Here is an 11,593-nt window from a genome sequence, read left to right as displayed (position 1 = left end):
AGCTAGGGATATCCAATAGTTTTCAACTACTTTCCTGAGTGGGCTGAATAAAATAATCTATGGAATTGAGTGTATGATTGGGGTCAATGGCGTCCAGAATTTTATCAATCAATTTGCCAAAAGGGGTAAGTGTGTCCAATTGTTTGTTCTTGCCCAAGGCGCTAGATATGGTCTCATCCCTGTTTCCGAAGAGGTAACCTCCCTTCTTTACCCAAAGCAAGTTAAAGAGATGTTGCATGATCACATTTCCCAATTGGTCTATTGAAACCGCCATTTTCAATGCAAATTCGCCCACACCCCTAAAACCTTTGGTAAAAAGTTGATGAAGAATTCCAAAGACAAGACCCAAAGGTCCGGTAACTGCCATTAAAAAAATGGAAATAATAAATAAGAATATCCCAATAATGGGATTGGATTTCTTTTCCTTACCGCAATCTTGTCTTTTTAGAATCATGCTATATTGCTTTTTGAATCACTTCGAACACTTTGCTTCCGTCACATTTTAAAGTTTTGTGTGGATATTTCAAGATAAGGGCGTAATCATGGGTGGCCATAATGATGGTACGTCCACTTTGATTGATGTCCTGTAACACCTTCATTACTTCCACACTGGTTTGTGGATCAAGGTTTCCTGTAGGTTCGTCGGCAAGAATCAACTCGGGGTCGTTCAATAGGGCACGAGCAATGGCAATACGTTGTTGTTCTCCTCCCGAAAGCTCATGTGGGAATTTAAAACCTTTGGTTTTCATCCCAACTTTGTCCAGAACTTCCTCAATTTTGGTATTCATTTTACCGGTGTCAGTCCAACCAGTGGCCTTTAGCACAAACTGAAGATTATTGTTTATGTTTCGATCGGGGAGCAATTTAAAATCTTGAAAAACAATACCCAATTTTCTGCGGAGAAACGGAATATCTTTTTCTTGTAATTTTTTCAAATCAAAATCAACGATGCTCCCGGTACCCTGTCTCATTGGGATATCGGCATAGAGTGTTTTCATGAAACTACTCTTTCCACTTCCGGTCTTGCCAATCACATATACAAATTCCCCTTTTTTGACTTCAAGGGAAATATCTTTTAAAATGAGATTCTCTTTTTGAAAAACGGCAACATCTTGTAATTTTAATATCGTTTCAGACATATTTTTGTAATGAAAAAAATAAAGGTACTAAGTTCTAAAATATAAACTTTGGTGCCGTCTGAAAATCCACAAAATATACTTTGGCTTGAATTTTGACGTTATGGTAACAGTCAATCGAGAACAGCGTAGAACACTATGAGTCGAAAAAACCTCCTTCTTTTCCCAATTGTATTGGGAGCTTTTTACATCTGTACAGCCCAGGAAACTAGGATTTATTCCCACCAAAACAAAGAATTTCAAGATGCTTTGGCGTTGTATAACAATCAACAATATCAAGCGGCCCAGGCCATTTTTGAAAAAGTAAAGGCATCCACTAAAGATTATGAGACCGAAGCCAATAGTGCATATTATTCGGCCAACGCAGCAATCCGGTTGAATCAACGCGGAGCAGATAAAATGATGGAAGAATTCGTGGAGCGCTATCCAACCTCTACCAAACGAAATTCTGCTTTTTTAGACGTTGCCGACTACTATTTTGAAACTGGAAAGTATCCATATTCCCTAAAATGGTATAAAAAAGTGGATCAATCCGCAATGTCCAACAGTGACAAAGAACGTTTTGATTTTAACAATGGATATGCTTTTTATGCCTCTAAAAGACCAAAAGAGGCCGAACGCTACTTAAGTAGAGTAAGTAATTCGCAAAAATATGGCTCCCAAGCCAAATACTATTTGGGATATATCGCCTACGAACAAGATGATTATGACGAGGCAAGCGCAAGGTTCGACCAAATTACGGACCCTGAATTGTTAAATGAGAAATTATCGTATTATCAAGCAGACCTCAATTTTAAATTGGGCAATTTTGAAGAAGCCATTGCTATGGCCAAAAAACAACTTCCCAAATCGGACCGAAAGGAAGTATCCGAACTGAATAAGATCATTGGGGAGAGTTATTTCAACCTAGAGCAGTACGATGAAGCCATCCCATATTTGAAAAAATATAGGGGCAAAAGGGGGAAACTCAGCAACACCGATTACTACCTTACCGGATATAGTCATTACAAACAAGGAGATTACGAAGGCGCAATCCAATATTTCAATAAAATTATCGGAGGAACAAACAGCGTTTCCCAAAATGCGTATTACCACCTGGCCGAATGCTATTTGAAACAGGATAAAAAGCCGGAGGCATTGAATGCATTTCGAAATGCATCCCAAATGGATTTCAGTGATGAAATTCAAAAAGATGCCCTGTTGAACTACGCCCGTTTGAGTTATGAAATAGGAAATGCCTACGAACCTGTTCCGCAGGTGATGACCACCTATTTGGAAAAATATCCGAAGGATGAACATCAGCAAGAAATTCAGGAATTGTTGGTGGATTCTTATATCACTTCCAGGAATTTTGAGGGAGCTATGGAACTTTTGGAGAAAAACAAGGGCTATGCCAGTAAGGAAACCTATCAAAAAGTGGCTTTTTACAGAGGTGTGGAACTTTTTATTGAAGGGGAATATGAACCTGCACTGGAACGTTTTTCCAAATCCCTGAAAAGTGCTGAAAATCCATCTTTTGAAGCAAGGGCTTTGTACTGGAGGGCCGAATCGGCCTATCGATTGAATCGGTTTGAGGAAGCCTTGGAAGATTTTGAAAAATTTCAACGCAATCCATCAGCAAAAAATCTTCCAGTATATCAAAATCTCAATTATAATATAGGTTACTGTTATTTCAAACAGAAAGATTATTCCAATGCAACCGCCCACTTTAAAAAGGTAATTGATGCAGGTACTGATGACCAAGAACGATTGAACGATAGTTATGTTCGCATGGGAGATGGGTATTTTGTGACCAGCAAATATAATCAAGCTAAAAAGGCGTATCATGAATCTTCTAAAATGAATGGCCCGGAAAGAGATTATGCGGCATTTCAAAAAACACTTTGTGATGGATTTTTGGGGAAACGATCTGCCAAAATTGATGGATTAAACCAATTTCTGACACGATACCCAAAATCTTCACTTCGTGACGATGCGCTTTTCGAATTGGGCAATTCGTATATCAAAGGAGATAATGAAAGTTTGGGCTTGCAGACCTATGATCGACTTATAGAGCAATTCAGCAGAAGCAAATATGCTCCACGTGCGATGTTAAGGCAAGGGTTGGTACACTACAATGCCAATCGAAATGGGCAAGCTCTGTCCAGATTAAAAGAGGTTGTAAATAAATACCCAAACACCCAAGAGGCCAAACAAGCTGTGGCCACGGCCAAATTGGTATATGTTGACGAAGGTAGAGTAAGTGAATATGCTGCCTGGGCACGTAATCTTGATTTTGTTGAGGTCACCGATTCCGAGTTGGAAAACGCCAGTTTTGAGGCAGCGGACAGAAAATATATTGAAGGAAAAACAGATGCTGCAATTCGTGGATATGAAGATTATCTGAAAGAATTTCCCAATGGCGTGCATGCCCTCAACGTCAATTTCAACTTGGCGCAAATCTATTTTGGTCAAAACCAAAAAGATAAAGCGCTTGCCAAATACCAAGTTGTAGCAGATAGCGGCGGAGAGTTTGGGGAACAGGCTTTGACCCGCGTTTGTGAAATTTATGTAGGTCGACAAGATTATCAAAGTGCCATTCCGTATTTGGAAAGATTAGAGAATATTGCTGAGATTTCCCAAAACCGAACCTTTGCACAATCCAATCTGATGAAGGGCTACTATGGGCAAGACAATTATCGAAAGACCATCATTTATGCCGAAAAAGTGTTGAAGGCCCCAAAAATTGATAATCGAATCAAGAGCGATGCCCAAATTATGATTGCCCGTTCGGCCATTGCAACAAATGATGAAGCTTTGGCAAAAACTGCATATTCGGAGGTGAAGAAAATAGCAAGCGGAGAATTAGCGGCCGAAGCTTGGTATTACGATGCATATTTTAAAAATCAAGGTCAAGATTTTGAAGCTTCGAACGTGGCGGTTCAGAAATTAGCGAAGGACTATTCCGGTTACAAGGAATGGGGGGGTAAAGGATTGATTATTATGGCCAAGAATTTCTATGCCTTGGGAGATGCCTTTCAGGCTACCTATATTTTGGAAAGTGTGATTTCCAATTTTGCGGAGTTCGATGAAATTGTGGCGGAAGCCCAAGGCGAACTTTCCATTATCAAATCTAGGGAAGCACAGAGCAATTCATCAGTAGACCCTAATGGCAATTAAAACGAGACACAGCATGCACAATATCAAATATATATTTTCAATACTTTTTTTGAGCCTTTGGGGAGTTGGTTTTGCTCAGGAAACCGACGATATCGGCACTGAAACGGTTACTGTGGTAAAACCGTATTCCCCCACCGTTTCAGATGCCTTTAAGATAAAGTCGACTCCCACGCTTAACGACTCTATTGTACTTCAAAAGAAAAAAGTAGACTATAGTATTTTTTCAGTACCCGTGGCATCCACTTTTACCCCTGCAAAAGGAAAAGCTTCCCGGGTAAAGAAAACTCCCCCTCCAACATTATATAACTCCTCTGCTTCCATTGGATTGGGGAATTATAACAACGCCTTGGTGGATTTATATACAAGCAGAGAGTTTCGAAGAGGCGAAAGTCTGCTTGATTTCGGTTTAAGTCATCATTCATCGCGCGGCGCCATTGAGACCACCCCATTGGACGCTGATTTTTATAATACCAAATTGGATGCTTCCTATGCCAAAAAGGACCGATACATGAATTGGGGTGCCAGTGTTGGATTACAGCATCAGTTGTACAATTGGTATGGAATAGAAATTGGAGCATTTGACGATGCCACTATCGCTGGTATAGATGGGCAACAGAATTATTTTAATGCAGAAGCCAAAGCACATTTGAATTTGGAAGACTCATTCTTTAAGAGCGGAAATATATTATTGCGAAGATTTTGGGACGCCACAGATTCCGGTGAAAACCGAGTTGTAATTACTCCTACTATTGAGCTGCCAATTACGGAGGAGTTGGTTACCATTAATACAAAATTGGATTATGTAAGTGGCAATTTTGCAAATGCTTCACTCAACAATACCACAAATACAGGTGAAATCAATTACAGCCAATTTCAGGTTGGAATCAACCCCAGCCTTTTAATATTGAGAGATGACCTTACCCTGAATTTGGGTGCCAATTTTGTTTATGGATTGGATACGGAGAGAAGCGACAGCAATTTTTATATCTATCCAGCTGTGACCGCATCGTATAGATTGTTGGATGAAAATGTAATTGCCTATGGTGGAATTGAAGGGGAGCTCAAACAAAACTCCTATCATAACTTTGTTGATGAGAATCCCTATGTTTCCCCAACTTTGGATATTCAACCTACAGATCAGCAATATGAGGGCTATTTAGGGTTGAAGGGCCAGTTATTTTCCAATGTAGGATACAATATCAAGGGTTCATACACCGCTGAGAATAGAAAACCTTTATTTTTCCTAAACCCTCAAAACCTTTTCCGAACAGATGAAAAAGGTTATAATTATGGCAATTCGTTCCAAGTTTTTTATGATGATGTAAAGACCCTGGGGATTTTTGGAGAATTGAACATTGATGTAAACCGAAACTTCACCTTGGGCATCAATGCAGAGTTCTACGATTATGATACGGAAACCGATAACCCCGCTTGGAACTTACCTTCAATAAAAGGGTCCTTGTTCATGGATTATCAAATTGACAAACAATGGTATTTAGGCGCAAATTTATTCTACGTAGGAGAACGTGACGATTTAGTTGCCCAAGCTGTCCAAAATGCTTTGCCTTCGGAATTTCCGGCAACCATTATTACCTTGGATGGTTTTTTTGATGCAAACGCACATGTGGGATATCGCTTCAATGACCAGCTCTCAATTTTTGTGAAAGCTTCCAACATTGCTAATAACGATTATCAGCGTTGGGCCAATTTTAGGGTGCAGGGCTTTCAGGCACTCGCCGGGGTGGCGTACAAGTTTGATTTTTAAAGCGGGCATAACTTAAAGTTTTCCTAAATCCCTATCTAGGCAATGGGATAATCTATATCTTTTCCAAGGTGAAATCAAGCTTGCAATGAAACCCGAAATAATTGTGCAAGAAGGGAATATCAATAAATTCCTTGGAAAAAAGATTGATGGCAAAGTCTACTGCTCCGACCTTCACAAATTTAAATCCCTTAGTGTTACCCAAGAGTATTCTTTTAAAATTGTAACCCAGGGAACCGAACAATATGTTATTGATGGCGTTAAAAAAACTGTGGAACAAGGACAGTTTTTGTTAATTCCACCGGGAAAGGAACTGAAAACCCTTGTTAATGCGGAAGCTATCGCCAAGGGAGTATGCGTTTATTTTTCAAAAGACACCTTTGAAGAAAGATTCGCCTCAGAACAGATGGAATTGTCACTTGTACCCAGTTTTCCGATGTCGTTTCGGGACCTATTTTCAACCAACTCCATAAGTTGTCCAAAAGGTAAAATGCTGTCCAATTCTCCCGATTCATATTTGAAGGCCGTGCTCGATGCTGCAACACCTTTCTTCGTTGAGAATTCAAAAAGATTGAATGGCATCAAAGTAAAAAAGATGGGCACCAAACTTCAGTTATGGGAAAAAGTTGAAAAAGGAAGGTCCTATATTGAGAATAATTTGGACCAAAAACTAAACCTGACCCATATTGCAGCTCAATCTTGCCTGTCCCCATTTCATTTTCAGAAAAAATTCAAGACTTTCTACGGGAAATCCCCAAATCAATATGTAATTGAGCTTCGTGTTCAAAAAGCAAAAAAAATGGTCAGCGCTGGGTACACCTTTTCGGAAATTGCCGGTCATTGTGGATTTGAAGATGTTCGGTATCTCAAAAAATGTTTAAAAAAGTAGGATAAAAAGGAAATTCGCAAGATTTTCTCATAGCCAAAATGATTCTAGGACTATTTTGGCGGTATGTTTTCTTCAAGTAAAAGTTGTAATGCAATTATGAGACGGTATTTCAGGTTAAGCATGGGAATTTCCATTCTAACTATGCTTAGTGTATCCATTGGTTATGCAGGTTTTCAGGAGCAGCAGAAGGTTTTGACCAAGGAGTATTTTGATATACCATACTATTTTGACAACGACGCTGATGCTGTAAAACATAAACTTAATTTATTCATTCCTGAAGGAATAGAGAATCCACCAATGCTATTATGGATTCATGGTGGGGCTTGGGCTTTTGGAGGAAGAAAATTTGAAACCGATTTAGCTCGAAAATTTGCAAGTGAAGGTGTTGCCGTGGCCGCAATTAGTTACCGTTTAAGCCCGGGTACCTGGAGAGACCCTGATTTTAAAGATGGAATTCAACATCCTGAGCATATAAAGGATGTGGCCAGGGCCTTTGCTTGGCTCTATGATCATGCAGAGGAATATTGTTACGATCAAAATTCCATTTTTGTAAGTGGATACTCGGCAGGAGGTCATTTAGCTGCACTTCTGTCCATGGACCCTTCCTATCTCTCCGAGGTTGGCAGGTCGGTAAGGGAGGTTAGAGGTGCCATTCCAATTGCCGGAGCATATGATATTGCCGCCTATCATGAAAGTCATTTGAGATACAATGGAAAAGAAATGGCCGAAAAGCACGTGCAAGCCGTTTTTGGAAAAACTGAAGCCCATTTTAAAAAAGCTTCCCCAACGACGTATATTGAAAATCAGTGGGTGCCTATGTTGGTCATTTCTGAAAGTGATACCTATGGATACACTAGATTATTGGAAGAGGCTGCGCTAAAATCAAAATATGATCGGATGAAATTTCATCATGTTCGCAATATGGACCACGCCGAACTATTGGATGATCTCTCAAAATCCCAAAAAAGTGATCATCGGAAAATGATCGTAGATTATATCAACAAAAATAAAGTTGACCATGCCTTTCTAAAGAAACAGGATGTGACACTGGCCTACCAACTTTTTGGAGAAGGAGAGCCATTGTTTATATTGAATGGCGGCCCAGGATTTTCCAGCCACAATTTTAAAAGTTTGGCCGAACGATTTTCCAAGAACCATCAAACGGTGCTATTTGACCAACGCGGCACCGGATTTTCCAAAATGCCGGAAATCAATAGCGAAACCATGACTTTGGATTTGATGGTGGAAGACATGGAAGATTTACGAAAACATTTGGGATGCGGCCAAATAAGCCTGTTTGGACAATCGTTTGGAGGAATGTACGCTATGGCTTATGCCGCCAAATACCCCGAAAATGTAAAATGCATGATTTTATCCCATTCCGGAGGAATGACTTTGGAATTTTTGGAAGATGTAAACCAAAGACTCAATGCTGGATTAAGCGATGCTGATCAAGATTTGTTGTCGGATGCATCCAATATCAAAAATGTGGATTTACGGACCAAACAACGTCACAAAGCATTGGCCCCGGGTTATCTTTTTAATAAAGAAAACAGGAATACAGTCTTTAAAGGTCTTGCTTTTAGATCACGGTTTTATTCCAATGTCAATGGTTTGCTATGGACCGATTTAAGGAAAATGTCCTATGATTTAAGGGATAAAATGAAACTTTTCACAAAACCTGTATTGATACTTCATGGGGACAATGACATTGTCCATCCCAAATACGCCGAATATGCAAATTCAGTTTTTTCCAATTCTACCTTAAAGATTTTAAAGGATTGCGTGCATTATGGCTGGCTGGATGCTGAAGAGGATTATTTTGCCGCCATTGACACCTTTCTTTCCGTAAAACCGTAAATACATTTTCTTTTATGACCACAATACAAAAACGGATTCCCTTATTTCTTCTGGTAATAACATTTCATATTGTATATGGTCAAGAATTGCCTCGAAAAGCCTCTTTGGGAATCGGGGTGATTACCTTAAACGATTCCATTGCAAAAAGCAATAAGCTGTCAGTAAATGAAGGGGTGTTGATTTCACGTGTAATTCCTAATTCAACCTGTCATGGTCTAAAATTGGTGGAAGGGGATGTAATCACAACGATTAACGAAACAAAAATATCCGATAGGTCACAGGTATTCTCAATTGCAAGGGAATTGAGGGAAGGAACTCCCATAAAAATCAATTTTGTAAGAAATGGAAGGTCAAAAAAAGTAAATGGAAAGGCGTTGGGTAAACCCAAAGAGTTGGCGTCTAACGGAGTCGAGGTGCTGTACCAAAGCGTGGAAACCGATTTTGGTTTGTTAAGGACAATCATTCACAAGCCCAAAAATGCGGAAAAATCCCCGGCCATATTTTTTCTCCAAGGAATCTATTGTGGCTCACAAGATTTTTGGGCCGTACCGAAAGAACCATTAAAACTGCTTATTGATGATCTAGCAAAGGCCGGCTATACCGTTTACAGGGTTGAAAGACCCGGTTTAGGAGATAGCGAGGGAGAAAAACACTGTAGGGATTTAAATTACGAGGAAGAGCTTGCCATACATAGAGTGGCCTACGAAGATTTTATCTCATTACCATTTGTGGATAAATCGGAACTTTTTCTATTTGGTCATTCCATGGGAAGCGTAACAGCTCCGCTTTTGGCCAATGACCACAGACCGAAAGGGGTCATTGTTTATGCTCCCGTCTATAAGACTTGGTTTGAATATTTCTTGGATAATTTTAGGGAAGTGCCAGTTCATTTTGGTGTGGAAACCAAGGAGCAGATTGATGCCATGGTGCGCAATTCGGTACCATTGCTGTACCAATGGCTTATTCAAGAAAGGTCACCAGAAGAAATACGGAATGATCCTGCCAACAAGATCCTTTTAGATCAGGAGTTAAACGCCTTCAATTATAATGATGGAAACTATTTTTTTGGAAGGCACTACAGTTTTTTTAGTGGCATAAATAAGATTAATAATGCCAAATCATGGGCTAATGTTCAAACGAATGTTTTAGCCATGTATGGGTCATCTGATCATCAAGGAATAAGTGCCGAACCAGCTATGGATATTGCAAAAACGGTAAACCAGACAAAAGAAGGGACGGGAACATTTATAGAGATATCCGAAGCGGACCATGTTTTTGCAAGGGTTGAATCAAAACGGGAGGGGGCGCGTTTAAGACTCGATAATGAATATACAAGATATATAAGGGAGAACTACCATCCTGAAATTGCAAAAGCTACCATTGAGTGGCTGCAAAGATTGAAGGGTTAAAAGCCGAACCACAATAAAAATTCGCAAGATTTTCCCAGACATTCATATGATTACCTTTTTACTTTGAGGTAAAAAATTGTCATAGGAGGATTGAAAATCTATTTGTGTACGAAAAAGAAATACTATGTCTTAATTACTATGCTACACATCAATTTGTAAGACTTCTCATGGTTACTAAACTGTAAAGTATGGTACAAATCTTCAATATTGCACTCTTGTGCATGAGTTTTCAAGGTATTTTTCTGGGTTTTCTGCTTTTTTTTAAAAATAGGGACCGAAAAAGTAGATCTAGGGCGCTTTTGATTGTGTCCATGACAACCATTATTTGTTGCTGGAATATCTTCTACTGGGAGAATTACCTGCCGGATACCGTTAAATTTTTGCATTTGCAAAGACCAATATTGTTGGTTGTGGGCGTTTTTTTATTATTCTCCATGACAGATAGAATACGAAAAGTGCCCCATATTCTAATTCCCGGAATGGCGATAATTCTTTTTATAGCTATTTATGTTGAGCGTTACGTTGGGTCGGAAACCTGGAATGGATGGTTACACTTTTTCAAAACCTTCAAGCTGGTTGATGGTATCTCATATCAATTGTTGATACCTTATTATTTAGTGCTGTCTATAAAATTTATGAAAACCAAAATGGATAAATTTCTGTTTTGGGCACTGTTGATTCTATTCATTACGGATTTGGTATATAGGTTTCCTAATGTATTGGATCAAATACCTTTCGATATTGACTATGTACCTGTTGGTTTTTTGATTATTACATTTTATATCGTTGGTCTTAACTATTTTGGATATCGATTTTCCAAGTACAAGAATTCAACATTTACAAAAAATGATGTTTCCGTTTACAAAAGGAAATTGTTGAACAAATTGGAGAATGAGCAGGTATATTTGGATCCGGAACTCCGGCTGGATACTTTGGCCAGTGAAATGGGCCTACATGGTAAAAAGCTCTCGGAAATTATAAGTAGAGGATTCAATAAAACTTTTTTTGAGCTCATCAACCATTATCGTATCGAACATGCCAAAAAAATGCTTCAAGAGGTTGAACAGGCCAATTTGACTGTGTTGGAAGTGATGTATTCCAGCGGATTTAATTCTAAATCGGCATTCTACGAACTGTTTAAAAAAGAAACCGGCCTTACTCCTAAAAAGTATATTAGCAGTTTGAGTCCTTTGACCACTTATTAAACATCTCATTGGGTAGAGAAATGGTTTTCACTTAGTTTTTATCTCCTGTTTGAAACGGTTACCTAACCAAAGAATCCAACGTTAGATTTGGAGCACTTATGCATGAACAAAGCGCAAAAGGTGCATGTTATGGAATGTTTTTGGAAATGCAATATCAGTTGTGATCCTACTAA

At 39.1% G+C, this 11,593-nt stretch carries 8 protein-coding genes; 6 read left to right on the top strand and 2 right to left on the bottom strand.

Features of this window, described 5'->3' with window-relative positions; all coding sequences use genetic code 11:
- Positions 1-22 precede the first annotated feature (22 nt).
- Entirely contained in the window at positions 23-454 is a 432-nt protein-coding gene (locus tag ACULLG_RS15915) for a hypothetical protein (protein WP_452127787.1), read from the bottom strand.
- A 1-nt stretch (position 455) separates the two neighbouring features.
- Positions 456-1,139, bottom strand: coding sequence for a cell division ATP-binding protein FtsE (locus ACULLG_RS15910; protein WP_452127786.1), 684 nt, complete (start codon positions 1,137-1,139; stop codon positions 456-458).
- 135 nt (positions 1,140-1,274) lie between these two features.
- Here ACULLG_RS15910 and ACULLG_RS15905 point away from each other — a divergent pair, with 135 nt between their 5' ends.
- The 6 genes from ACULLG_RS15905 to ACULLG_RS15880 all read left to right on the top strand — a co-directional run bounded on the left by ACULLG_RS15905 (position 1,275) and on the right by ACULLG_RS15880 (position 11,420).
- Entirely contained in the window at positions 1,275-4,295 is a 3,021-nt protein-coding gene (locus ACULLG_RS15905) for a tetratricopeptide repeat protein (protein WP_452127785.1), read from the top strand.
- 13 nt (positions 4,296-4,308) lie between these two features.
- Positions 4,309-6,060 (top strand): TonB-dependent receptor, encoded by a 1,752-nt coding sequence (locus ACULLG_RS15900; RefSeq protein WP_452127784.1) that lies wholly within the window; start codon positions 4,309-4,311, stop codon positions 6,058-6,060.
- Positions 6,061-6,145: 85 nt separating this feature from the next.
- Positions 6,146-6,946 (top strand): helix-turn-helix domain-containing protein, encoded by an 801-nt coding sequence (locus ACULLG_RS15895; protein ID WP_452127783.1) that lies wholly within the window; start codon positions 6,146-6,148, stop codon positions 6,944-6,946.
- A gap of 96 nt (positions 6,947-7,042) precedes the next feature.
- Entirely contained in the window at positions 7,043-8,806 is a 1,764-nt protein-coding gene (locus tag ACULLG_RS15890) for an alpha/beta hydrolase (protein ID WP_452127782.1), read from the top strand.
- Positions 8,807-8,820: 14 nt separating this feature from the next.
- Entirely contained in the window at positions 8,821-10,215 is a 1,395-nt protein-coding gene (locus ACULLG_RS15885; protein WP_452127781.1) for an alpha/beta fold hydrolase, read from the top strand.
- 434 nt (positions 10,216-10,649) lie between these two features.
- Positions 10,650-11,420 (top strand): helix-turn-helix domain-containing protein, encoded by a 771-nt coding sequence (locus tag ACULLG_RS15880; RefSeq protein WP_452127780.1) that lies wholly within the window; start codon positions 10,650-10,652, stop codon positions 11,418-11,420.
- Positions 11,421-11,593 lie beyond the last annotated feature (173 nt).

Source organism: Flagellimonas sp. 2504JD1-5 (assembly GCF_053618295.1).
The sequence above is the reverse complement of the archived record's forward strand: the minus strand, read 5'-3'. Positions and strand labels throughout refer to the sequence as shown.

Coding starts and splice junctions, on each gene's coding strand:
- ACULLG_RS15915 (WP_452127787.1), bottom strand. CDS start 454: ATGATTCTAAAAAGACAAGATTGCGGTAAGGAAAAGAAATCCAATCCC.
- ACULLG_RS15910 (WP_452127786.1), bottom strand. CDS start 1,139: ATGTCTGAAACGATATTAAAATTACAAGATGTTGCCGTTTTTCAAAAA.
- ACULLG_RS15905 (WP_452127785.1), top strand. CDS start 1,275: ATGAGTCGAAAAAACCTCCTTCTTTTCCCAATTGTATTGGGAGCTTTT.
- ACULLG_RS15900 (WP_452127784.1), top strand. CDS start 4,309: ATGCACAATATCAAATATATATTTTCAATACTTTTTTTGAGCCTTTGG.
- ACULLG_RS15895 (WP_452127783.1), top strand. CDS start 6,146: ATGAAACCCGAAATAATTGTGCAAGAAGGGAATATCAATAAATTCCTT.
- ACULLG_RS15890 (WP_452127782.1), top strand. CDS start 7,043: ATGAGACGGTATTTCAGGTTAAGCATGGGAATTTCCATTCTAACTATG.
- ACULLG_RS15885 (WP_452127781.1), top strand. CDS start 8,821: ATGACCACAATACAAAAACGGATTCCCTTATTTCTTCTGGTAATAACA.
- ACULLG_RS15880 (WP_452127780.1), top strand. CDS start 10,650: ATGACAGATAGAATACGAAAAGTGCCCCATATTCTAATTCCCGGAATG.